The sequence below is a fragment of the Bradyrhizobium liaoningense genome (assembly GCF_018130955.1).
GTDB lineage: Bacteria > Pseudomonadota > Alphaproteobacteria > Rhizobiales > Xanthobacteraceae > Bradyrhizobium > Bradyrhizobium liaoningense_C.
This window is the reverse complement of record NZ_JAFCJM010000003.1, coordinates 55,593-79,421: the sequence shown is the minus strand read 5'-3', so window position 1 is coordinate 79,421 and position 23,829 is coordinate 55,593. Positions and strand designations below refer to the sequence as shown.

Annotated in this window: 22 protein-coding genes; 9 read left to right on the top strand and 13 right to left on the bottom strand. The window is 64.5% G+C overall.

Translation table 11 applies throughout. The features are described from left to right. Window positions 1-116 precede the first annotated feature (116 nt). Window positions 117-434 (top strand): cytochrome c, encoded by a 318-nt coding sequence (locus JQ632_RS03425; RefSeq protein ID WP_212400869.1) that lies wholly within the window; start codon window positions 117-119, stop codon window positions 432-434. A 9-nt stretch (window positions 435-443) separates the two neighbouring features. Here the strand turns inward: JQ632_RS03425 and JQ632_RS03420 are convergent, their stop codons facing one another. Genes JQ632_RS03420 through JQ632_RS03410 form a run of 3 tightly spaced genes read right to left on the bottom strand, consistent with a single transcriptional unit; the run spans window position 444 to window position 3,469 of the window. Beyond that, window positions 444-1,547 carry an ABC-type transport auxiliary lipoprotein family protein gene (locus JQ632_RS03420; RefSeq protein WP_212400868.1) on the bottom strand — a complete coding sequence of 368 codons (1,104 nt, stop codon included), beginning with the start codon at window positions 1,545-1,547 and terminating at the stop codon, window positions 444-446. Between the two features lie 3 nt (window positions 1,548-1,550). Further along, complete coding sequence (locus tag JQ632_RS03415; protein WP_212400867.1) at window positions 1,551-2,330, bottom strand: ABC transporter ATP-binding protein; 780 nt, start codon at window positions 2,328-2,330, stop codon at window positions 1,551-1,553. A 2-nt stretch (window positions 2,331-2,332) separates the two neighbouring features. After that, window positions 2,333-3,469 (bottom strand): ABC transporter permease, encoded by a 1,137-nt coding sequence (locus JQ632_RS03410; protein ID WP_212400866.1) that lies wholly within the window; start codon window positions 3,467-3,469, stop codon window positions 2,333-2,335. 174 nt (window positions 3,470-3,643) lie between these two features. On the opposite strand from JQ632_RS03410, the gene JQ632_RS03405 reads away from it, so the two are divergent. Together JQ632_RS03405 and JQ632_RS03400 are read left to right on the top strand one after the other, a co-directional pair. After that, entirely contained in the window at window positions 3,644-3,919 is a 276-nt protein-coding gene (locus JQ632_RS03405) for a hypothetical protein (protein WP_212400865.1), read from the top strand. Beyond that, complete coding sequence (locus tag JQ632_RS03400; protein WP_212400864.1) at window positions 3,920-4,402, top strand: phage holin family protein; 483 nt, start codon at window positions 3,920-3,922, stop codon at window positions 4,400-4,402. Window positions 4,403-4,693: 291 nt separating this feature from the next. On the opposite strand, the gene JQ632_RS03395 is transcribed toward JQ632_RS03400, so the two are convergent. Then, the gene (locus JQ632_RS03395; RefSeq protein ID WP_212400863.1) at window positions 4,694-7,387 is read right to left on the bottom strand and encodes a bifunctional acetate--CoA ligase family protein/GNAT family N-acetyltransferase; all 2,694 of its coding nucleotides are present in this window, start codon (window positions 7,385-7,387) and stop codon (window positions 4,694-4,696) included. Window positions 7,388-7,584: 197 nt separating this feature from the next. Continuing rightward, entirely contained in the window at window positions 7,585-8,427 is an 843-nt protein-coding gene (locus JQ632_RS03390; protein ID WP_212401019.1) for a universal stress protein, read from the bottom strand. Between the two features lie 424 nt (window positions 8,428-8,851). On the opposite strand from JQ632_RS03390, the gene JQ632_RS03385 reads away from it, so the two are divergent. From JQ632_RS03385 to JQ632_RS03375, 3 genes are read left to right on the top strand one after another with little or no spacing between them, the layout of a single operon-like run. Next, entirely contained in the window at window positions 8,852-9,835 is a 984-nt protein-coding gene (locus tag JQ632_RS03385) for a zinc-dependent alcohol dehydrogenase family protein (protein WP_212400862.1), read from the top strand. 12 nt (window positions 9,836-9,847) lie between these two features. Then, on the top strand, window positions 9,848-11,395 hold the full coding sequence (locus JQ632_RS03380; RefSeq protein ID WP_212400861.1) for a bifunctional aminoglycoside phosphotransferase/ATP-binding protein: 1,548 nt from the start codon (window positions 9,848-9,850) through the stop codon (window positions 11,393-11,395). Between the two features lie 2 nt (window positions 11,396-11,397). Next, complete coding sequence (locus JQ632_RS03375; protein ID WP_212401018.1) at window positions 11,398-12,366, top strand: CHAD domain-containing protein; 969 nt, start codon at window positions 11,398-11,400, stop codon at window positions 12,364-12,366. A 54-nt stretch (window positions 12,367-12,420) separates the two neighbouring features. Here JQ632_RS03375 and JQ632_RS03370 read toward each other — a convergent pair whose 3' ends face one another. Together JQ632_RS03370 and JQ632_RS03365 are read right to left on the bottom strand one after the other, a co-directional pair. Further along, window positions 12,421-14,259 (bottom strand): alpha/beta hydrolase, encoded by a 1,839-nt coding sequence (locus tag JQ632_RS03370; RefSeq protein WP_212400860.1) that lies wholly within the window; start codon window positions 14,257-14,259, stop codon window positions 12,421-12,423. 11 nt (window positions 14,260-14,270) lie between these two features. Continuing rightward, a complete protein-coding gene (locus JQ632_RS03365) occupies window positions 14,271-14,663 on the bottom strand; it encodes a hypothetical protein (RefSeq protein WP_312015556.1) in 393 nt (130 codons plus the stop codon). Between the two features lie 207 nt (window positions 14,664-14,870). Here JQ632_RS03365 and JQ632_RS03360 point away from each other — a divergent pair, with 207 nt between their 5' ends. Continuing rightward, window positions 14,871-15,599, top strand: a complete 729-nt coding sequence (locus tag JQ632_RS03360) for a CBS domain-containing protein (RefSeq protein ID WP_212400859.1) — start codon at window positions 14,871-14,873, stop codon at window positions 15,597-15,599. A 25-nt stretch (window positions 15,600-15,624) separates the two neighbouring features. On the opposite strand, the gene JQ632_RS03355 is transcribed toward JQ632_RS03360, so the two are convergent. The 3 genes from JQ632_RS03355 to JQ632_RS03345 form a co-directional block, all read right to left on the bottom strand. Beyond that, entirely contained in the window at window positions 15,625-16,080 is a 456-nt protein-coding gene (locus JQ632_RS03355; protein WP_212400858.1) for a RidA family protein, read from the bottom strand. Window positions 16,081-16,090: 10 nt separating this feature from the next. Then, on the bottom strand, window positions 16,091-17,761 hold the full coding sequence (locus tag JQ632_RS03350; protein ID WP_212400857.1) for a benzoate-CoA ligase family protein: 1,671 nt from the start codon (window positions 17,759-17,761) through the stop codon (window positions 16,091-16,093). Window positions 17,762-17,910: 149 nt separating this feature from the next. Then, entirely contained in the window at window positions 17,911-18,402 is a 492-nt protein-coding gene (locus JQ632_RS03345) for a MarR family winged helix-turn-helix transcriptional regulator (protein WP_212400856.1), read from the bottom strand. Between the two features lie 297 nt (window positions 18,403-18,699). On the opposite strand from JQ632_RS03345, the gene JQ632_RS03340 reads away from it, so the two are divergent. Continuing rightward, window positions 18,700-19,869, top strand: a complete 1,170-nt coding sequence (locus tag JQ632_RS03340) for an ABC transporter substrate-binding protein (RefSeq protein ID WP_212400855.1) — start codon at window positions 18,700-18,702, stop codon at window positions 19,867-19,869. Between the two features lie 134 nt (window positions 19,870-20,003). Further along, window positions 20,004-20,459 (top strand): cupin domain-containing protein, encoded by a 456-nt coding sequence (locus JQ632_RS03335; protein ID WP_140975985.1) that lies wholly within the window; start codon window positions 20,004-20,006, stop codon window positions 20,457-20,459. Between the two features lie 158 nt (window positions 20,460-20,617). On the opposite strand, the gene JQ632_RS03330 is transcribed toward JQ632_RS03335, so the two are convergent. The 3 genes from JQ632_RS03330 to JQ632_RS03320 form a co-directional block, all read right to left on the bottom strand. Then, a complete protein-coding gene (locus tag JQ632_RS03330) occupies window positions 20,618-21,868 on the bottom strand; it encodes a flavin-dependent oxidoreductase (RefSeq protein WP_212400854.1) in 1,251 nt (416 codons plus the stop codon). A 151-nt stretch (window positions 21,869-22,019) separates the two neighbouring features. Next, complete coding sequence (locus JQ632_RS03325; RefSeq protein ID WP_212400853.1) at window positions 22,020-22,856, bottom strand: enoyl-CoA hydratase family protein; 837 nt, start codon at window positions 22,854-22,856, stop codon at window positions 22,020-22,022. Window positions 22,857-22,905: 49 nt separating this feature from the next. Then, window positions 22,906-23,667: an SDR family NAD(P)-dependent oxidoreductase gene (locus JQ632_RS03320; RefSeq protein ID WP_212400852.1), complete on the bottom strand. Its 762-nt coding sequence runs from the start codon at window positions 23,665-23,667 to the stop codon at window positions 22,906-22,908. Window positions 23,668-23,829: the final 162 nt, after the last annotated feature.

The following is a 23,829-nucleotide window of genomic DNA, read 5'->3' as shown; positions in this document are numbered from 1 at the left end:
CTGGCCGTCCACCACGCTGCGGCATTTTACTGCGCTGTCACAAAGCCACTTGACCCAGATCAAGTTTGGGCAACCTCGCCACCCTATTCTGCGGCGCAAGCCGATGAGACCCCCGCATGCTGCAATCCGCCCTTCGCCAGACCCTGGTCGCGCTGCTCCTGATGTCGCCAGCGCTGGCCGCGACCAAGGCCGAGCAGCGCGGCAAGGCGTATGCGCGCGCCAATTGCGCGGGTTGCCACGCCATCGACCGGAAATCGCAAAGCCCGCTCCAGATCGCTCCGCCGTTCCGGACCCTGCATCAGCGCTACCCGATCGAGACCCTCGGCGAGGCCTTGGCCGAAGGTATCCAAACCGGTCACGCCGACATGCCCGCCTTCGAGCTCAGTCCGGACCAGATCCACGACCTGCTGTCCTACCTCAAGACCCTGGAATGACGGCGGCGGCTATGCCGACTGCACCGTCCAGCCGACCAGCTCCTTGGCGATCCGGCCGAACGCCGCGTTGAACGCCGCAACCGCCGCCGCCGGCTCGATCTTGTCGAGCTTTTCGCTGGCCTCCACCAGGCGCGAGGCGATCACCTTGCCACTCTTGTCGACGATCCGGGCCGACAGTGCGATCTCGGCCTGCGGCTCGCCCTCCGCCACGATGCGGAAGCGGCGGATGTCGATCAGCAACTGATTGCCGGGCTGGCCGACATCGGTCGCGCGCAGCGGCGCGTGCGCGATGTCGTAGTTCTCAAAACTGTCGATCAGCCGCGCCTGCAACAATTTTGGAATGCTGTCAGCCCACAGAAATTCGGCGAAGCCCGGATAGTCCTTGACCGGCGAGAACAGCATGCGCTGCGTCTGCAGCATCGCGACCGCGGTCGGCTCAGGGATCGCCAGCGGCTCGGACAATGTCTTGCCGGCCGGTCCGAGCTTGTCGGGCGCACGCAGATCGAAGGTGATCTTCTGCGCCTGGGTGCCGCCGCCGGTCATCTTCTCGAGCCCCGCGACGATGCTGTCGAGCTTGCCGGTGTTGCGCGCCAGCCCGTCGGAAAACGTCCTCAAATTGGCGATGGTGTCCTTCAACGGGCCAGAGTTCTCCTCCAGCACCGAATCGACCCGGCGCAGCGCGTCGCGCGCGGCTTGCGTCATGCTCTGGCCCGCGCCGGGTTCGGCGATCAGGGTCGGCATCTCGCCGGATTTCGCGACGATCATGCCGCCCTCGAGCGTCACCACGGGCACGCCGGTCAGGCCCTGAAATTCAAGGCCGACCTTGGTGTCGGTGCGCACCGGCGTCGTTGACGCCACCGAGATCGTCGCATTGACGAAGCGCGGATTGTCCTGCGCAAGGCCAAGCTCGGTGACCTCGCCGACCCGGATGCCGTTGAACAGCACGCCGGCGCCGACCAGAAGCCCGGGCACCGGTCCCTGGAACTGAACGCGGTAGCTGGTCCGCGGCCCAATGCCGCCGGCATTGTTGAGCCAGTAGACGAAGCCGAAGACCGCAAGGATCGCGGCCATCACGAAGGCGCCGATCAACACATAGGGAGCGCGGGTTTCCATGTCTCATCTCATCTGGGGTTGCAGCATCTGGGAGCGTTTGCCGTGGAAATAGGCCCTCACCCAGGGATGCTCGGATTGAAGCAGCTCGCGCATCGGTCCGATCGCGACGATCTTGCCATCGGCGAGCGCGGCGACGCGGTCGCAGACCGTGGTGAGGCTTGCGAGGTCATGGGTGACCATGAACACCGTGAGCCCCAGCGTCTTCTGCAAGGTCTTGATCAACGCGTCGAAATCGCCGGCCGCGATCGGATCGAGGCCGGAGGTCGGCTCGTCCAGGAACAGGATGGGCGGGTCGAGCGCGAGCGCGCGGGCCAGCGCCACGCGCTTGGTCATGCCGCCGGACAGCTCTGCCGGATATTTGTCGCCGTCCTGCGCGCGCAGGCCGACCATTTCGAGCTTGGCGATCGCGATCTCGTCCATCAGCTCCTGCGACAGCACGAGATTCTCGCGCAGCGGAAACTGCACGTTCTGCCGCACCGTCAGCGAAGAGAACAGCGCGCCCTGCTGAAACAGGATGCCCCATTTCGTCGCCGCACTCTGCGTGCCGTGGTCGTGCGTGCCACCGATCGGCTGGCCCATCACCTCGATGTCGCCGCTCCGCCGCGGAATGAGGCCGATGATGGTGCGCATCAGGACCGATTTTCCGCCGCCGGAGGCACCGACCAGCCCGAGGATTTCGCCTCTGCGGACATCGAGCGACAGGCGGTCGATCACGATCTGCCGGCCGAAGCCGACGACAAGGTCGCGAACGCGGATCGCGAATGCGGGAGATGCTTCCGCCATCGTCACATTCCGATCGAGGCGAAGAAGATCGCGAACAGGCCGTCGAGCACGATGACGAGGAAGATCGACTTCACCACCGACGTCGTCGTCTGCTTGCCGAGCGATTCCGCGCTGCCCTTGACCCGCAACCCTTCGCTGCAGGCGACGATCCCGATCACCAGCGCCATGAACGGCGCCTTGAGGATGCCGACCTGGAAATGGGTGACCGAAATCGCCTCGTGCAGCCGCGCCAGATAGATCGCCGGCCCCATGTCGCCGTAGAACTGCGCCACCAGCCCGCCGCCATAGAGCGCGGCGATCGATCCGATGAAGGTCAGGATCGGCAGCGCGATGACGAGCGCGGCGACGCGCGGCAGGATCAGCACGTCGACCGGGTTGAGGCCCATGGTCGAAAGCGCATCGATCTCCTCGCGCATCTTCATTGAACCGAGCTCGGCCGTGTAGGCGCTGCCCGACCGTCCCGCCACCATGATGGCGACGATCAGCACGCCGAGTTCGCGCAGGATAAGGATGCCGACCATGTCGACCGTGTAGGACTCCGCGCCGAACCTGCGAAAGTGGAAGAAACCCTGCTGCGCGATGATGGCGCCGATCAGGAAGGTGATGAGCACAATGATCGGAATGGCCTGCCAGCCGATCCGGTAGAGCTGATAGACCAGCGATGTCAGCCGCAGCGAACGCGGATGCCTGACAACGCCGATCAGCGCCGTGAACAGCGAGCCCAGCATTTGCAGGAACACCGCGACATCCTCGCGCGCCCCGACCGTCGCCTTGCCGAGTTCGCCGAGCCGGAAGAGAAGCGGATTGGGCGCAGGTGCAGCTTGCGGAGTGTGGCGATTGACCTGGCGGACCTCGTCCATGAGGCCGCTGTAATTGTCGGCGACGCCGACGATATCGGCCGGCGCACCGTTCGAGCTCACGCGCCGGGACAACTTCTCCAAGAGCCAGGCGCCGAGCGTGTCGAGCTCGCTCACTGCGGCCATGTCGAGCTTCACGCTCTTCGATCGGTCGATTTCGGCCTTGACCGATTGGGAAAGCGCTTCGAGCTTTGCGACATTCGAAGCGATCCACGAGCCGGCCGGGCGCAGTTCGAGCACGTCGCCGGAGGGCGTGGCCGCCAACAGGGGTTCGGAGTTCACAGACAGCTCCTCTTCGGGACGACTGTCCCAAGCCTCTCACCGCTTCTAGGCACGCCGATGGCAGCCGGATTGACCTGCCTCAAACCGAAGGGTCGCCTCGCACGCTGTTGATGCAAATCAATCAAAAAGCCTCGTCGCCTCCTAAGCTTTCCCGGCCCAAACAGGAGAAACTCCATGTTCGACACCGGCAGGATCAGTGACGAGCTGAAGGCGCTGAAGATCGACCTCTCCAGCCTGATGAACACGGCCGGCGAAGAGATGCTGGAGGGCTCGAAGGAGCGCGCCGACGCGCTGGCCGAGCAGATCAAGGCCGCGCTCGCCGAGCTCGGCGAGACCGTGCAGGAGGAGCAGGAGCAGCTCCAGGGGCTGGTTGCCGAACGCCCGATCGCATCACTTGCCTCGGCCTTCGCGCTCGGCGTTGTCGTCGGATTCATGCTGAGGAGGCACTAGGTGAATACGGAGAATGTCGTCAAGCAGCTACGCGTGCTCTGGCGAACCGAGAAGATCATTGCCGACATCCGGCTGCGCCATCTGCTGGTTGGCTTCGGACTGCGTGCGTTTGCCGCACTGATCGCCGCCTTCGGCCTGCTGATGCTGGAGCTGGCGGCCTATTTCGCTCTCGTCCAGGTATGGAGCGCCATTCTGGCTGCGGCGATCCTGGGCGTCATCAATTTTGCCATCGCGGGGCTGCTGTTCGCGATCTCGGCGCGCTCGCCCTCGGGACGCGAGCTCGAGCTTGCCAACGAGATCCATGGCGCCTCGATCGAAGCCTTGCAGATCGAGGCCCGCGCCATGCAGGCGCAGTTCGTCGGCACCCTGCATCATCCGCTCAACGGACTGGTGCCGTTCCTGGTGCCCCTGATCACGATCATCATCAAGAGCCTGAGGAAGCCGGCGGCCGGGCCGCAGGCGGCGGCTGCGGAGCCCAAATAACCCGCAGGGCGCGGCCGTCAGACAAAAACCTCGAAAACAACCCCATGCAAAGTAGCCGGGCCGTGGCCCGGCGCAATCTTCGATTTTTACGAAATTCGCTTGACGCGTCGGGCAAATCGGGGGTATAGTGCCATCATTGCGGAAGTCGCGTTCCCACACCGTCATGGCCGGGCTTGTCCCGGCCATCCACGACTTTTCTCGCGGCTCAAAGAACGTGGATGCTCGGGACAAGCCCGGGCATGACGAGTTTGTGGTGCGGACATGCGGACAATTGAGCCAACCGCCGTCGCCCTACAGCTTCAGCCGCACGTCGCAGATGTCAGGCTCGGCCGGATCCGGCTTCACCTGGAAGCCGAGCTGGCGGCACATCTCGAGCATGACCGTGTTCTCCTTGAGAACATCGCCGGAAATGGTCTTCAGTCCCTCCGACCGCGCATAGTCGATGATGAGCTGCATCAGGGCCCATCCAAGTCCCCTGCCCTTCAGGTCGGAGCGCAACAGGATGGCGTATTCACCGGTCTCGTAGATCGAGTCCGAATGGATCCGGACCACGCCAACCATCTCCCCGGTCGCCTCCTCGAAGGCGATGAACGCCATTGCGCGGGCGTAGTCGAGCTGGGTCAGGCGGGCGATGAACTCGTGGGTGAACTCCTTCATCGGCGCGAAGAAGCGCAGGCGCAGATCGTGGGGCGTGACGTGCTTGAGGAAGGTGTGAATGGTCGGCTCGTCCTCAGGCCGCATCGGCCGCACGAAGATGCGCCAGCCGTCCTTCAGCTCCAGGTGGCGCTCCCACCGCGACGGATAGGCGCGGACGGCAAAATTGGCGGGGCCGGATCCCGCAAATTTGCGCGGCGTCGTTCCGACCGCAATTCGAGCGTCGACGGCGGTGACGCCGGTTTCGTCAGCCAGCAGCGGATTGATGTCGAGCTCGCGGATCTCGGGAATGTCGGCCGCCATCTGCGCCAGCTTGACCAGCACCATGGCGACCGCATCCTGCTTGACGGCGGGCACATCGCGATAGGCACGTAACAGCCGCGAGACGCGGGTCCGTTCGATCAGGTCACGGGCGAGCTGCAGATCGAGCGGCGGCAGCGCGAGCGCCTTGTCGTTGATGATCTCGACCGCCGTGCCGCCACGCCCGAACACCACGACCGTACCGAAGGTCGGATCGTCGGCCAGACCCAGGATCAACTCGCGCGCTTTCGCCTTCACGATCATCGCCTGCACGATGACGCCGGAAATGCGGGCTTCGGGCCGCAGCTTCCTGGCGCGGGCAAGAATATCGGCTGCCGCCGTGCGTACGGCCTCGGGCGTGGTCAGATTGAGAACGACGCCGCCGACATCGGATTTGTGCACGATGTCGCGCGACAGGATCTTGAGCACGACGGTCGCGCCCTGCGCGAAGATCTCCTTGGCATAGGTCACCGCCTGCTCGATGTCGGCGGCCGCATAGGTCGGCACCATCGCGATGTCGTAGGCCTCGAGCAGGCGCTTGATCTCGACCGGTTCGAGCCATTTGCGGCCGTCGGCCATCGCCGCTGATACGATCGACCTCGCGCTCTCGATATCGGGCGCAAAGGCGTCGGGCATGGCCGGCGGAACCTGCGAGAGCTCCTCGACCACCTCGCGGTGCTGCACCAGATGCATGAAGCCGCGCACCGCATCGTCCTCGGTCGGATAGTTGGGAATCCCGGCACCGCTCAACGTCTCGACGATTTTCTGATCGGCACCGACCCAAGCCGCCAGCACGGGCTTTGCCCAGCGGCGACGCTCTTCGCGATAGGTCTTGACGAGCCCGGTCACCGTCTCGGCGATGTCGGCGGCGGAGGCGATCGCGGTCTGCACGTTGAGAACGAGGATCGCATCGTTCCCGGGATCGGCCAGCAGCACCTCCAGCGCGCGCGCATAGCGCGCGGCATCGGCGTCGCCCACAATGTCCACGGGATTTGAGCCCGACCAGGTCGGCGGCAACACGGTGTCGAGCTTTTGCCGCGTATCCGGCGTCATGGGTGCGGGAATTCCGCCGAGTTCGACCAGCCGATCGACGGCCAGCACGCCGATGCCGCCGCCATTGGTCAGGATCGCGAGTCGCTTGCCGCCCGGCGATTCGACGCGGCCGAGCGTCTCCGCACAGTCGAACAGCTCGCGCAGATCGGACACGCGCAAAATGCCGGCGCGGCGGAAGGCGGCGTCATAGACGGCGTCGGCTCCAGCGAGCGCGCCGGTGTGGGTGGCGGCCGCCCGCGCGCCCTGCGCCATGCGGCCGGATTTCACCACCACGACGGGCTTCACCCGCGCTGCGGCGCGCGCCGCCGACATGAACTTGCGCGCGTTCTTGATGGACTCGATGTAGAGCAGGATCGCGCGCGTCTTGTGGTCGGTTGCGAAGTAATCCAGAAGATCGGCGATATCGACGTCGGCCTGATCGCCGATCGATACGATTCCGGAGAAGCCGACGCCGCGCTGCGCGGCCCAATCCACCATGCCGGCGGCGATTGCGCCGGACTGCGAGATGAGCGCGAGGTTGCCGGCACCGGGCATGTGCGCCGAGAAGCTGGCGTTCAGGCTCACACCCGGCATCATGATGCCCAGGCAGTTGGGGCCGATCAGGCGCATGCCGTAGCGCCGGGCGGCCTGAAGCGAGGCCTCCTCCAGCGAGCCGGGACCGTGGCCAAGGCCCGCTGTCACGATCAGCGCACCGGCCGTGCCGCGCCGGCCGGCCTGTTCGATGATCCCTGGAATTTCCTTGGCAGGCGCCGTAATGGCGACGAGCTCGGGGACGAAGGGTAGCTTCTCGAGGCTGGTCACCGCTTGCATGCCGGCGATCTCGGCATAGCGCGGATTGACCAGGCCGAACTCACCCGTGAAATTCGCCTTGCGAATGTTCTCCAGCACCGCGCGGCCGACGGAGACGGGCCGCGGGCTCGCTCCGACGAGCGCGACCGAACGGGGCGACAGCAGATTCTTCAGACGATAGGTCGACATGATTCAACGATGCACTCGGGCGGCAGGCCCGATCGTGGGAAACCTGGCGCGGATATGTGGCGGAATTGCCTACGGCTCGATGAGTCGAAGTTGAATCGTCATCGCGCCTTATTTTCCTTGCTTGAGCATGATCTCCACGCAACCGCGTCCCGCGCGTGTCGCGAGCGAAGACCGCTGCACACTCTTCTCTTCCGGATCTAGTACGACATCATAACCCAGCACGGTGGCGCGCCCATGACAGTCTTGGTCACGCCGCCCCAGACGATTTCGTTCAAACGGGAATGATGGTAGGCGCCCATGATGATGGCATCGATGGCGTGGGCGCGCGCCCAGATTCCGAGCACCTTGCCGATCGAGCTGCCCTTGACCGGCGTCGTCTCGAAGGCGGCGTAGACGCCGTGCTCTCTGAGATGATCGACGAGACTGGCGCCCGATTGCATGATGGCCTCGGTCGTCTCATCGGTCACCGTCACCACCCGGACCGAATTGGCCGCCTGCAGGATCGGCATGGCGTCGCCGACGGCACGGGCCGCGCGGGCGGAATGATCCCAGGCGATTATCACGTTTTCGAGCTCCGGCCGGAGTTCGGCCGCCCGATCTTCGGGACACAGCAACAACGGCCGGCCGGACTCGAACAGCAGCGCCTCGATGATCTTTTCAGACCGGCTGTCGTGGGACTTGACGGGGAGCAGCGTGAGATCGCCGAACCGGGCAAACTCCGCCACGCTTGGCGCAATCAGCTCAGGAGCGAATTTGTGCAATCGCGTTTCCGCACGAACGGTCACGCGCGACGTGGCTTCCTTGAACGTCGCCAAAAGCGCGTTGACATCGGTGACGCTCCGCCTGGCGTGCGCCTCCTCGGCGTTTTCGACATCGCTCGAGATCACCACCTTCGGCCGTACCCAGATGTCCTCGGCCACGGCAAGCGCGGTGATCTTCGCCCCCCAATCGGCAGCCGCAGCCACGCATTTCTCGATCGCGGCCGAGGCCTGTTCGCTCGGCTCGCCCAGAAGCGGCAGAAGGACGTTCTTGATGGGCATCGGGATTCTCCTTAGGCCGCCGAAAATAGGCCGCCTCCCGCCCGCGCCATTGATCCTCGTCAAGGCGAAAGGGCTTGGGAACCCACGCCCGGGACAGGCCTTGATTGACGTCAAGGCCCGGCCTTGGTTCCGTCCTAGAGTGCAACGAAACGAGGTTGAGCGAGTGCGGCATCGGGGCTTCACCTCTCCTTTGGGAGAGGTCGGCATAGGCGGCCTCCGGCCGCCGTTCTTAGTAGAGGCCGATGCCTGGCATCGGCTTTGGCGCCGGGTGAGGGGTTACGGTCTCAATTGGTGCAGCACCCCCTCACCCGATTTGCTCTCGACGATGCTCCGCATCGCGAGGCGCAAATCGACCTCTCCTCGCTTGGGGAGAGGTCAACCGAGCCTCGCCATCGCGCCTTGACCTCAAGCTGCGGAGAGATCGATGCGTGCGATGGTGTTGTCGGCCCCGCGAGCCCCGCTCCAGATGGAGGAGCGGCCGGACCCGCTTCCGGCGCCCGGCGAGATTCGGGTCAAGGTCGGCGCTTGCGGCGTTTGCCGGACCGACCTGCACGTCGCCGACGCCGAGCTGCCCGACATCCGCTACCCCATCATTCCCGGTCATGAGATCGTCGGCCGGGTCGACTTGGTCGGCCCCGGCGTCGCGACCCACGTCGTGGGCGACCGCGTCGGCATTCCCTGGCTTGGACATACCTGCGGAGCCTGCCGCTTCTGCAAGGACGGCATGGAGAACCTGTGCGACCGGCCGCTCTTCACCGGCTATACGCGCGATGGCGGCTACGCGACTCACACCATCGCGGATGCTCGCTATGCGTTTCCGCTCGGCGAGGCCGGCGACGACACATCCATCGCGCCGCTGCTGTGCGCAGGCCTGATCGGCTGGCGCTCGCTGGTGCTGGCGGGAAACGCCGAGCGGCTCGGCATCTATGGCTTTGGGGCCGCAGGCCACATCATCGCGCAAATTGCCGTCTGGCAGGGTCGATCCGTCCATGCCTTCACCCGCCGCGGCGACGTCGCCGCGCAGGATTTTGCCCGGCGGCTCGGTGCCGTCTGGGCAGGCGCATCCGATGAGATGCCCGATACGCCGCTCGACGCCGCCATCATCTACGCGCCTGCCGGCGAGCTGGTACCGGCGGCGTTGCGCGCGGTCCGCAAGGGCGGACGCGTGGTCTGCGCCGGAATTCACATGAGCGATATTCCGAGTTTTCCCTACGAACTGCTGTGGGAGGAACGGCAATTGATCTCGGTCGCGAACCTCACGCGGCAGGATGGCCTCGACTTTCTCAAGGTCGCGCCGCAAGCCGGCGTTCGTACCGAAACCACGGTTTTTCCGCTGCAGGAGGCCAATGAGGTCTTGAGCAAGCTCAGGCGCGGACAGATCCTCGGCGCGGCCGTGCTCAGGCCCTGAATGCGGTCACACATGCCAGTTACATCCACAGATACCACCGCAGCCCAGGAGCGCGTCTTTGCGTTCCTGACGCACGGCGACACGACGCGGATCGACACCCATGCGGCCTCGGTTTTTCTCGAAGGCAAGCGCGCGCTGAAGATCAAGCGTGCCGTCCGCTTTCCCTTTCTCGACTATTCGACGCTCGACAAGCGCAAGGCCGCCTGCGAGGAAGAGATCAGGATCAACCGGCCGCTTGCCCCGCAGATCTACCACCGCGTGGTCGCGATCACCGAGGACCGCGACGGCTCGCTGAGCATCGGGGGAGGCGGCACACCGGTCGAATATGCCGTCGAGATGTCCCGCTTCGACGAGAGCAAGACCCTGGATCACATCGCCAAGGCCGGTCCGCTTCCCGACGGCCTTGCCGCCGAGATGGCCGATGCGATTGCCGCGTCGCATGCGATCGCGCCGCGCGTCGAGAGGCCCTGGGTCACCGCGATCCCGTCCCTCATCGACGGCAATTCCGCAGGCCTGCGCATCGGCGGCCATCTGGCAGCGAATGCGATCGAGGCGCTGGCGGCGGCGTCGCATCAGGCGCTCGCCCGTATCCGCTCCACCCTCGCGGCGCGCGGCCGGCAGGGCTTCGTGCGGCGTTGCCACGGCGACCTGCATCTTGCAAATATCGTCATGATCGACGAACGGCCCGTGCTGTTCGATGCCATCGAGTTCGATCCAGACATCGCCTCGGTCGACGTGCTCTACGATCTTGCATTCGCGGTGATGGACCTGCTGCGTTACGGGCAGCAGCAGGCGGCGAGCATCCTGTTCAACCGCTATCTTGCGACGACGCCTGCGGACCATCTCGACGGGCTTGGCGCGCTTCCGCTGTTCCTGTCGATCCGGGCCGCGATCCGTGCCCAGGTCGCGTTGGCCAGGCTGAAGCGGCCGCACGTCGATCAAGCAGAGATCGTCGCGGACGCGCAGCATTACTTCAACCTGGCCCGGGCCCTGATCGATCCCCCTGCCCCGCGCCTGATCGCCGTCGGCGGCCTGTCGGGGACGGGAAAATCGCTGCTGGCCCGCATGCTTGCGCCTGCCGTCGGTCCCGCACCCGGCGCGGTGGTGCTGCGCACCGACACGCTTCGCAAGCATCTCTTCGGGGTGAAAGACACCGACCGGCTGCCGTCATCGGCCTATCAACCCGAGGTCACGGAACGCGTCTACGAAACGCTGGCCGAACGCGCGCGGCACGTGCTGGCGCAAGGACATTCGGCCCTGATCGACGCGGTGTTCGCGCAAGAGCCGGAACGGGATGCAATGACCGCCCTGGCACGGGCGTGCAACGTTCCCCTCAGGGGCTTCTTCCTGGTTGCAGACCTTGCGACGCGCCAGGCGCGAATTGGTCGCAGACGGAACGATGCATCCGACGCAACGCCCGAGGTTGCCGCGCTTCAGGAGCACTATAATATCGGCAATGTCGGCTGGGACACGATCGACGCGTCGGGGACGCCGGAACAGACGCTGGCGCGTTGCAAGGCCGTGATCGCCGGAGAAAGACCATCTGATTGGCGCGGATGAAGATGTCACAATTCACCCCACCCATGGAGGCACCCGCTCCGGCCAGGCCGGCGTCGCGCGGATCGCCGGCACGGCTGAGCCGCGGCATGGCCTGCGACACCGCATTTCGCATCATCGCGCGCCGTTACCTCGACGCCGTCATCGCCCAGCACAATGCGACCTGCAGCGGCGATCCCGATGCCCTGCACCAGACCCGGATTGCGCTGACGCATCTGCGCAGCGCGATCCGGTTCTTCTCGCCGATGGTCGACGACGCCGAGCAGGCGCAGGTCTGGGCCGAGCTGAAATGGCTGAACGGCCAGCTCGGGACGGTCAGGGATCTCGACGTGGCCATCGAGCGGATCGTGGCCGCCAGCGGCGATGAGCTCGCCGTGATCGCCGAGCTCCAGACGTGGACCGAGAAGCGCAGTGAAAGTCACCGGCTGCTGGCGCGTGCTCTGCAGTCCGCACGCTACAGGCGCCTGATCGAACATGCCTCGGGCTGGATCGCGCGCGGGCCATGGTCGACCAGCCGAAGCAAGGAGGCCGTCAGGCTGCGCGCGACCTCGCTCGCCGAGCACGCCGCCGGCCGGCTCGCGGAGTGGGAAAGGAAGCTGCTCAAGAGATCGCGCAGGCTCGACAAGCTCGACGCGGAGAAGCGCCACAAACTGCGTATCCTCAACAAGCGGCTGACCTATTCGATCGAATCGCTCGAAGATCTGTTTTCCGACAAGTCGCTGGCGAAGCAGAAGGCTGCCCTGAAGCAGTTGCGCAAGGCGCAACGCAGCCTCGGCCGGCTCAATGACGATGCAAGGGGCCGGACGCTGGCAAAATCGTTCAACGGCGCAGGCGCTGTCCCAGGCCTGCACTTCCTCGATCGCAGGGACGCAAAGAAGCTGCTGCTGATAGCCTCGACCGCCTACAGGAAGCTGGGCAAGGCCAAGCCATTCCGCGCGTCAGACCTGACCCGCAGCGAGGACGACGACGATTAGAGCCTTGACGCGTTTTCTTGACGCGAACCGGTATCCACTTCGCTTGAAAACGCTCTAGGTGTGAACATAATCCCCCGGCGCGTCCGGCAGCGCCTCGACATTGCAAAAGACCGCGCGCGGCGGATCGCACAATTCGCCCGAGCGCGCCGCGAGCCAGCCGGTCCATTCCGGCCACCACGACCCCTCGCCGTGCGGCGCCAGCTTCAGCCATTCGTCGCGGCCGATATAGGGCGTGTCCGCGCCCTTGGTCATGACCTGGTAGCTGTGCCCGGCTTCGCCCGGCGGCGCCACGATGCCGCCATTGTGGCCGCCGCTGGTCAATAGGAACGTCACGTCGGCATCGACCTGGTAGTGGATCTTGTAGACGGACTTCCAGGGCGCGACGTGATCGCGGAGCGTGCCGACCACGAACATCGGCGCATGGATGTCCGACAGTGAGATGTTGCGCCCTTCGACGTGATAGCGGCCTTCCGCCAGATCGTTGTTGAGGAAGAGCTGGCGCAGATACTCCGAATGCATGCGATACGGCAGGCGCGTCGCGTCGGCGTTCCAGGCCATCAGATCGCTCGGCGGGGCGCGTTCGCCAAGCAGATAGTCGTGGGACAGGCGCGACCAGATCAGATCGTTCGAGCGCAGGAGCTGGAATGCGCCCGCCATCTGGGTGGTGTCGAGATAGCCGCGCTCCCACATGATGTCCTCGAGGAAGGCGACCTGGCTCTCGTTGATGAAGAGCGTCAGCTCACCCGCTTCGGTGAAATCCGTCTGCGCGGCCAGCAGCGTGATCGTCTTCAGCCTGTTGTCGCCGTCCCGCGCCATCGCGGCCGCCGCAATCGACAAGAGCGTGCCGCCGAGGCAATAGCCGAGCGCGTGGATTTTTCGGCGCGGCAGGATGCAGCCGATCGTGTCGAGCGCGGCCTTGACGCCCAGCCTGCGATAGTCGTCGAACGCCACGTCGCGGTCATCCGCGTTCGGATTGCGCCAGGAGATCGCGAAGACGGTAAAACCCTCGCCGGTGAGATGCCTCACCAGCGAATTCTGCGGCGACAGATCGAGGATATAGTATTTCATGATCCAGGCCGGCACGATCAGGACCGGCTCGGGCCGCACCTTCTCGGTGGTCGGGCTGTACTGGATCAGCTCGATCAGCTCGTTGCGATAGATGACCTTTCCGGGTGACGTCGCGACCGTCTTGCCGACGATGAATTGCCGGTCACCGCCCTGCTTGCCGCCGGCAATCATGCGCATCAGGTCGCTGGACCAGTTTTGCCAGCCGGCCAGGAAGTTTGCGCCACCGGTCTGAAACGCCTTTTGCAGCACTTCGGGGTTGGTCGCCGCGAAATTGGAGGGCGCCAGCATGTCGAGCACCTGGCGGATGGAGAACTCGACGATCGCCTGATTGGCGGGCGCGACGCCGCGCACACCGGTCGTCGCCTTGCGCCACCATTCCTCGCTGAGCAAAAAACCCTGCGCCAGCAGGTTGAACGAAGCCGTCTCCCATTCGTGCCTGGCAAAGCGCCGATCCTGGGCTCGCGGCCTGGTGACGGACCAGGGCTTGCTGTCCACGGATGCGTGGGTCGCGGCCTCGACCAGCCGGCCGGCATCGCGAACGGCGTCGTGAACCAGTTCGATCTGGCGCTGCGGCGCCGACGCAAGGTGGGACGCCCAGTCGAGAAAAGCGAGCGACAAGGCAACTGGCGAAATCCCGCCGTTGAAGCGCGCCAGCATAGCGTGAAGCGTGCGGTCGACGGGATAGGATTCGGCCTGCGGCTGGACGCCGACAGCGGTCGCTTCGGACCGCGATTCTGCCGCGGCCGCCGGGACGGGCTGATCGGCCGGCCCGGCGACGGCCGGTTTCTCTGCCCGCACGAGCGTCGAAGTCTGCATGACGTTCATGACAACAGCGATCAACGGGGCGACGCGCTGTCGACCAGGCGGGACGCCGCCTCCATCAACCGTTCCCCCTGCTTGAACAGCCGATCGCTGTCGCGGCGGATGAAATCCAGCTGGTGCTGGCTGCAATCCCTGCACATGCTGGCCCAGTCCTTGACCGAATGCGAGCCGGCGAGCTTCGAGACGAATTCGGCGAACAGATGCGTCTCGGTTTGCGCGCGATCAAGCATTTCGCTCGCAACGAAGGCGCTCTGCTCGAACAGAAGTCGTTGCGCTCCCAGCATCACATCGAGTGCGCGGCGGTTCGCATCCGCGAGTTGGGCAACCGCATCGGGCGCCATTGGCATAGTGACGCTCCCTTGTGTCTCAATTGCCTTGATCTCGGATGCTTTGGCGGCCTCGCGCACGGCACTCTCCCCATCGTCTCGGAACTCCGAAGATGAGGATAGGCCGAGCATCCCTGCGGACATTGAGCTGGGTCAAGTCTAGCACAAGCCCCGCGACACGCGACCATTTGGCGTCGCACGCTTGACCTGCGCTTGACTTGGGTCAACCCGGCCTGCCGCGCCCGGACTAGGGTTTGCCATCATTTGCCAAAGCCTGCGGAGTTCCCCATGCGCGCCCACCAGATCATGACCCGGTCTGTCATTTCGGTCACCCCCGACACCACCATCGTCGATGCCGCGAACCTGATGCTGCAACGCCATGTCAGCGGACTTCCGGTGATCGACAGCCAGGGCAAGCTCGTCGGCATCGTCTCCGAAGGCGACTTCCTACGCCGCAGCGAGATCGGGACGCAGCGCAAGCGGCGCAACTGGCTGCGCTTCATTCTCGGCCCGGGCGCCTCGGCCGGCGATTTCGTTGCCGAGCACGGCCGCAAGGTCGCCGAAGTCATGACGACGTCGCCGGTCACCATCAACGAAGACACCGCGCTCGCCGAGATCGCCGACATCATGGAGCAGAAGAACATCAAGCGCCTGCCGGTCGTGCGCGGCGACAAGGTCGTCGGCATCGTCTCGCGCGCCAGCCTGCTCCAGGCGGTCGCGAGCCTCGCGCGTCAGGTGCCGGATCCCACCGCTGATGACGATCACATCCGCAACCGGATCATCGACGCGATCGAGAAGACCGACTGGTGCCCGTTCGGACTGAACGTCATCGTCCGCGACGGCATCGTTCATCTCTCCGGCGTGATCACCGAGGAGCGCGTGCGCAAGGCGGCGATCGTCGCGACCGAGAACGTCGAGGGCGTCAAGAAGGTGCACGATCATCTGTGCTGGGTCGACACGGTCTCGGGCGTCTATCTGAACTCGCCGGAGGACGACGACCTCGCCAAAGCGAGCTGATCAGGGCAGCTCGCCGATCGAAGCGTCAGCGCGGGATCACCGCGGTCGCTTCGATCTCGACGCGCGCGGCCTTTTCGACCAGGCGAACGACCTGCACGAGAGCCATCGCCGGGTAATGCGCGCCAAGGATCTCGCGATAGATCCGGCCGAGCTCCTTCAGGTTCGCGAGGTATTCGTCCATGTCCACGACGTACCAGGTCAGACGCACGAGGTGCTCGGGCCGCGCGCCACCTTCCGCCAAAATCGCCGCGATGTTGGCGAGCGTCTGGCGCACCTGCGCGACAAAACCGTCCGCGAGGCGTTCTTCGGCGTCCCAGCCGATCACACCGCCGGTCACGACGATGCGGCCGTCGGCGGCCACGCCGTTGGCATAGCCCTTCGGCAACGGCCAGCCGGACGGCTGCAAAATTTGCACGGCGGACGAACCGTCTTCCGCCGGCAGCGTCGCGAGCTGCGGACCGTTCGGAACAGTCACGGACAATTCTCCATCTCTATCCCGCGGCTGCCTGCGCCATCTGACGCAGGGCAAAGCGTTTTAGCTTGCCCGTCTCGGTCTTCGGCAACTGCGTCACGAATTCGATCGCGCGCGGATATTTGTAAGGCGCGATCTCGCGCTTGACGTGCTCCTGCAGCTCGCTGACGAGCTGCGCGTCGGGTGTCACGCCCGGCGCCGGAATGACGTAGGCCTTGACGATCATCCCGCGCGCTTCGTCCGGCGCGCCGACGACGCCGCATTCGGCGACGGCCGGATGCGTCATCAGCGCGGCCTCGACGTCGGTGCCGGCGATGTTGTAGCCGGCGGATACGATCATGTCGTCGGAGCGCGACTGGTACCAGAAGTAACCGTCGCTATCCATGACGTAGGTGTCGCCGGTGACGTTCCAGCCGTTCTGGACGTATTTGCGCTGCCGTTCGTCGGCGAGATAGCGGCAACCGGTCGGACCGCGCACGGCGAGCTTTCCCATCGTGCCCGGCGGCAGATCGTTGCCGGCATCATCGACGATCTTGGCTTCATAGCCCGGCACCGGCTTGCCGGTGGCGCCGGGCCGAATCTCGTCCTCGGTCGCGCTGATGAAGATATGCAGCAACTCGGTCGAGCCGATGCCGTCCATCAGCTTGAGGCCGGTCGCCTTGAGCCAGGCGTCGAATGTCGGCTTGGGCAGGGTCTCTCCGGCGGAGACGCATTTGCGCAGCGATGAGATATCACGGCCTGCGAGCTTGCCGAGGATCGCGCGATAGGCGGTCGGCGCGGTGAAGCAGACGGTCGTCCTGTACTTTTCGATCGCGGCGAGAAACTCGTCCGGCGCCGTCTTCTCCAGCACCACGAAGGACGCGCCGATGTGCATGGGAAACAGCACGCCACCGAAGCCGAAGGTGAAGGCGAGCGGCGCCGATCCGATGAAGCGATCGTCCTGCCGCGCGCGCAGAATGTTGCGCGCATAGCCGTCGCACACCGCGAGCATGTCGCGATGGAAATGCATGGTGCCCTTGGGATCACCTGTCGTGCCCGACGTAAAGGCGATCAGGCAGATGTCGTCGGAGGCGGTATCGACCGCCGTGAATTCGGGGCTCGCATCCGCAACGAGGCTTTCGAGCGAGTCGGCAGCACCCGTGCCCCAATAGACGACATGCTTGAGGCCGGGAGCCGCGAATCTGGCCTTCTCCATCTCGTCGGAAAGCTTGCCGTCGCAAAGCGCCAGCGTGATCTCGGCCTTCTGGATCGGATAGGACAGTTCCTTCGCGCGCAGCAGCGGCATGGTCGCGACGACGATGCCGCCGGCCTTGATGATGGCGAGATAGGCCGCAACCATCATCGGGTTGTTCGCCGATCGCAGCAGCACGCGACCGCCGGTGACGAGACCGAGCTTGCCGACCAGCACGTTTGCGATGCGGTTTACGAGCTGTTGCAGCTCGCGATAGCTGTAGCTGACCGAAGGACTGATGGCGCATGGCGCATCGCCATGACCCTGCTCGACCCAGCGGTCGAGGAAATAGCTGACGCAGTTCAGGCGCGCCGGATATTGCAGTTCCGGCCGCGTGAAAATGAATTCCGGCCAGAGATCGCGCGGCGGCAGATGCGCTTGCGCAAATGGATCGACATGAGCTGTCCCGGCCCTGCTGTGATGCGAGCCCGGATCATGAGCTTTGGCGGCGTTGGCCATCGCACGCTCCTTTCGGTTGGGAGAGCACCCGGCAGCACTTTCGGAAATCATTTTAGGCTTAAAACAATTTCACGCAATAGCGGATTTTGGGCATCCCGTGCTTTTTCTTGTCGCAGATGGAGATGTCGCGGACGGGTCCGCTCAGGCGCTCACGCCTTGCGGCGGCCGGCGGATTTCTGTGCCGAGGCCTTGGTCTTGGCCAGAAGCCGCATCAGTTCGCGCACGTCCTTGGGCGTCAGATCGGCGAAGACATCGGCAATCCAGGTCTCGTGCTCGGCCGCCATCTTGCGGAACTCGGCACGTCCCAGCTTGGTCAGGCGGATCACCTGCACCCGCCTGTCAGTCTCGGACGTGCGGCGATCGAGATGTCCTGACTCGACGAGCCGCTCGACGAGACCCGTGACGTTGCCGTTCGACACCATCATGCGCTTGGAGACGTCTGACAGCGTCATGCCGTCAGGCGCCTTGTCGAGCTGCGCCATCAGATCGAAGCGGGGCAAGGTGACGTCGAACTTTTCACGCAGCCGGCCGCGCACCTCGCCTTCGATCAACGTGGTGCAGGTCAGGAGACGCAACCAGAGCCGAAGCTCTTCGGCGTGGTCCTCGGGGAGTTCGACGGCCTTGGTCTCGGAATCGAGCATCTGGTGCGGTCACTGGGTCGCGGCACGGACGGCAGACGGCGGCGCTTCGTCCATCATTTTGAGCTTCAAATAAATTCGTCCCGTTCGCAAGGGCAAACCTGCCGCGCGACGCTCCTCCGCCGAATTTCTTTAGGCTTCAAGCAATTGGCGCGCGGCTTGCATATCCGCGCCCAGCACCCGACGTGGGCCTTATCGACACGATCGGCTTTGCTTGCCGCAGACACTGTCGTCAGAATAAGCTCCGCTCGGATCGTTTAGAGGTTGCGACGCGAGAAGCAGCGTATCGGGGAAGTGATCATGAAGAAGCAGTTGACGTTCGCGGGATTGGTTCTGGTGCTGGGCGCGCTACCCGCGCTCGCACAGGAGAAGATCAAGCTTGGCGTGGTCGTGACCTTGTCGGGCCCCGCGGCCGCGCTGGGCCAGCAGGTGCGCGACGGGTTCACCCTCGCCGTGAAGGATCTCGGCAGCAAGATGGGGGGCCGCGATGTCGAATTGATCGTGGTCGATGACGAGTTGAAGCCGGACGCCGCCGTGACGAAGGTGAAAGGCCTGCTCGAACGCGACAAGGTCGATTTCGTGGTCGGGCCGATCTTCTCGAACATCCTCCAGGCGATCCACCGTCCCGTGACCGAGAGCAAGACGTTCCTGGTCAGCCCCAATGCGGGTCCGTCGACTTTTGCCGGCAAGGACTGCAGCCCGTTCTTCTACGTGACGTCCTATCAGAACGACCAGGTCCACGAGGTCCTCGGCAAGGTGGCGCAGGATCGCGGCTACAAGCGCATGTACCTGATGGTGCCGAACTATCAGGCCGGCAAGGATTCGGCGGCGGGCTTCAAGCTCGACTACAAGGGCGAGATCGTCGAAGAGTCCTACATGCCGCTCAACACGCTGGACTTCCAGCCGGAGCTTTCCAAGGTTTCATCACAGAAGCCCGATGCGCTCTTCACGTTCATGCCGGGCGGGCTCGGCGTCAATCTCGTCAAGCAATATCGGCAAGCCGGCCTCGCCGACACCATTCCGGTGCTTTCGGCTTTCACGGTGGATGAATCGACCTTGCCGGCACAGCAGGACGCGGCTGTCGGCATGTTCGGCGGCGCGAACTGGGCGCCCAATCTCGACAATCCGCAGAACAAGAAGTTCGTCGCGGCCTATGAAGCGGCCTACAACATCGTGCCCGGCACCTACGCGTTCCAGGCCTATGACGCCGCGATGCTGATCGACGGCGCCGTCAAGGCCGTCAAGGGCGACCTCTCGAACAAGGATGCCGTTGCGGCCGCCCTGAAGAAGGCCGACTTCACCTCGTTGCGCGGCGCCTTCAAGTTCAACACCAACGGCTATCCGATCCAGGACTTCTACCTGACCAAGGTCGCGAAGCGCCCGGATGGCAAGTTCCAGACCGAGATCGTGCAGAAGGTGTTTGAAAATTACGGCGACCGCTATGCCAAGGACTGCAAGGCGGCGAACTAAAGCGCGATGAGATTTTGGATGAATCATGATCGCGCTTTAGGTTTTTGTTCGAGCATGATCTTTTCGGAAAACCGCTTCACACTTTTCCGGATCATGCTCTAAGCCGCACGGCGTGGGAGACAGGGAGGATGAGTATGACGAAGAGTGAGATCACCGGCATCACGCGGGCCAACGAGGGCATCCAGGGCATTTCCTGGAACATCCTCGGCCAGACCTACGTGCCGAAGAGCTATGCCGAGAACAGTTTTTCCTGGCACGCGACGCTGCCGCCCGGCACGTTCGTGCCGCCGCACATCCATCCCGATCAGGACGAATATCTCTACATGCTGGAGGGCAAACTCGACTTCGTGCTCGGCAATTCCGAGGCGCAGGCGAGCGCGGGCGACCTGATCCGGCTCGGCATGGGCGTGCCGCACGGCATCTTCAACAAGTCGGAGCAGACGGCAAAAGTGCTGTTCTGGGTGTCGCCGAGCCGAAAACTCTTCGAGCTGTTCTGGGGCCTCCACAACATGAAGGAGCAGAAGCCGGAGGACGTCGTCGCGATGGCAGCGGAGTTCAACATCCACTTCCTGCCGCCACCACCGGGTTAAGCTCGACGCCCCCACCACAAACTCGTCATGCCCGGGCATAGCCGTTCGAAGAGCGGCGTCGCTTCCACTCGCCTATGCCCCGGCATCCACGTTCTTCGTGCTGTGGGAATGATCGTGGATGGCCGGGACAAGCCCGGCCATGACGACATGGAACGGCCTCAGGCCCGCACGGCGGCCAATCCCGGCACAGCCGCAAAGCCAGCCTTGGTCGCGTAGCCCTTCACGATCGCCTCGCGCTGGGAATAGCTCAAGACCTTGTCGATGTTGTCAAAACCGTCGGGCGCAAGCTGCTCGACGGCGTCGATCACGCCCTCCGGACCTCCGCGGCGGTTGGAGCGGACGATTTCGGCGGTCATCGGCAGACGCTTCTTCTCATATTCCATCAACGCCTGGCGCGGATGTTCGGCACGTGCGAGCAGGTCCGCAAGACAGCGCGCATCGAGGATCGCCTGCGAGGCACCATTCGAGCCGACCGGATACATCGGATGCGCGGCATCGCCGAGCAGCGTGACGCGGCCGCTCGACCAGTACGGCAGCGGATCGCGGTCGCAGGTCGGATATTCGTAGAATTCGGGTGTCGCGGAGATCAGGCTCTTCACATCGACATAGGGCACCGAGAAGCGCGCGACATGCGGCATCAGTTCCTCACGCCGGCCCGGCCGCGACCAGTCTTCCTTGCGCGGCGGCGGCGCGTTGCCCTCGCCGATCTTCACCAGCACCGCCCAGTTGGTGAGGCGGCTTGCCGGGCTTGATCCTTCCGCGATCGGATAGATCACGACCTTTGCATTGAGACCACCAGCCACGATCATCGACTTGCCGGTCAAAAACACCGGCCAGTCGCGCGCGCCGCGCCACAGCATCAAGCCGTTCCAGCACGGCGGCCCTTCATTCGGAAACAGCGTCTCGCGCACGCGCGAATGAATGCCGTCGGCGCCGATCAAAATGTCGCCGCGCGCGGTGTGGACGTGGCTGCCTGCGCGATCGAAGAAATAGGCGGTGACGCCGCCTTCATCCTGGGTGAATGCGCCGAGCCGGCAGCCGGTGTGGATCACCTCTGGCCCGAGGCGCTCTTCGACGGCGCGGTGGATGACACCCTGCAGCCGCCCGCGGTGGATCGAGAATTGCGGCACGTCGTGGCCGGCGTCGATACCGCGCGCTTCGCGCCAGACTTCCTGGCCGTGACGGTTGAGGTAATAGAGCTGATCGGTGCGGATCGCGACGTCGTCGAGCTTTTGCAGCAGGCCGAGGCTGGCAAGCTCGCGCATGGCATGCGGCAGCGTGTTGATGCCGACGCCAAGCTCGCGGATGGTGTCTGCCTGCTCGAAGATCTCGCAGCCGATGCCGCGTGCCCGCAGCATCAACGCCGTGGTGAGACCTCCGATGCCGCCGCCAACGACAATCGCCTTCATCGCCCAAACTCCACTCAATACATGCCAGGCAATGGCCGTAACGTCGCACGGGCGGCGAGCCCGCCGCAAGCCGGTTTGTCGCCCCGTTCTTGCGTCGAACCGGGGTCTTTGGCTTAGCCTTAACCTTCGCCCCGGAACCGAGGCATCAGGGCTAGTTGCCCTGGAAGACCGGCTTAACCTTGTTGGCGAAGGCCTCAAACGCGCGCTCGAAATCGGCCGTCGTCATGCACAGCGCCTGCGCCACCGCCTCGGCCTCGATCGCCTCCTCGATCGACATCGCCCATTCCATGGCCAGCATCCGCTTGGTCATCGTGTTGGCGAAATTCGGACCTTCCGCGACCTGCTTGGCGAGCAGTTGCGCCTGCGCCAAGACCTGCTCCGGCGTGACGATGCGGCTGAAAAATCCCCAGCGCTCGCCCTCCTCCGCCGTCATGAAGCGACCGGTGTAGAGCAATTCGGAGGCGCGCGATTGGCCGATGATGCGCGGCAGGATGGCGCAGGCGCCCATGTCACAGCCGGCAAGACCCACCTTGTTGAACAGGAACGCGACCTTGGCGCCGCTGGTCGCAAGGCGCATGTCGGACGCCATGGCGACGATGGCGCCGGCGCCGGCGCAAATGCCCTCGACCGCCGCAACGATCGGCTGCGGACAGGCGCGCATGGCCTTGACGAGGTCGCCGGTCATCCGCGTGAACGCTGTCAGCCCCTTGGTGTCCATCTTCACAAGTGGGCCGATAATCTCGAACACATCGCCGCCGGACGAGAAATTGCCGCCCGCGCCGGTGACGACGATCGCCTTCACCTCTTCGTCAAACGCGCAGGCCCGGAAGAAGTCGGTCAACTCGCGATAGCTCTCGAAGGTAAGCGGATTCTTGCGCTCGGGCCGGTTCAACGTCACCGTTGCGACGTGATCGACGACGGCCAGCAGGAAGTGTTTCGGCGAATAATCCGCCAGCGGCACGGTGACCGGATTTGCGGGTCTGCTCATGGGATCTCCCTGTTCTTGGCTCGTTTTGCAGGCGGCGCCTTCCGCCGCGCTAGATTTCGCCGCCGGCGACCGCAATCGCCTGTCCTGTGATCGCACCGGCGCCCTCGCCGCACAGCCAGAGCACCGCGTCGGCCACCTCGCCGGGCGACACCAGCCGCCCCTGTGGATTGTGCTTGGCGAGTTCGGCGATCGCCTGCTCGCGGCTACGCCCGGTCTTCTTCATGATGTTCTCGATGCTGCCGGCGATGAGGTCGGTATCAGTGAAGCCGGGACAGACGGCGTTCACGGTCACGCCTGACGTCGCCAGTTCCAATGCCAGCGAGCGCACGAGGCCGATGACGGCATGTTTGGCGGCGCTGTAGGCGCTCACATAGCAATAGCCCTTGAGCCCGGCCGTCGAGGCTATCGCGACGATGCGGCCATGTGGGCGGTCTCTCATCTCGGGCAACACCGCGCGGATCGCATGCACCACGCCCATGAAGTTCACGTCCATCATGCGCGCGAACAATGCGTCGTCCGACTTCGCAAAGGGCGCGGATTCCGCGCTGCCTGCATTCGCGATCAAAATATTGATCGGTTGCCGCGCGGCTGCCTTTGCGATCGCAGCCTTGAGCGCGGCCTCATCCGACACGTCGGCCACTTCGGAAAAATGCGCGGCTCCGGCGTTCACGGCTTCGTCGAGCACGGCGGCATTGCGTCCGAGCACGGTGACGGTGGCGCCTGAGCCGGCCAGAGCAGCAGCAATGGCGCGACCGATGCCGCGGCCACCGCCCGTCACCAGCGCATGCGCAGAATGCGGCAGTCCAGACATTCGCAGGCCTCCCTGGAGGTGACCGATGGATTGACCTCTCCGGATATATTTTAAACTTCAAATGATTGCAACGAAGCCGGTCGTGTCCCGCGCGGCGGAAGTGCGAGAGAGAGGCCCGGAAATTGCTTTAAGTATAAAATTATCCCCTTTTCATCCCCGAAA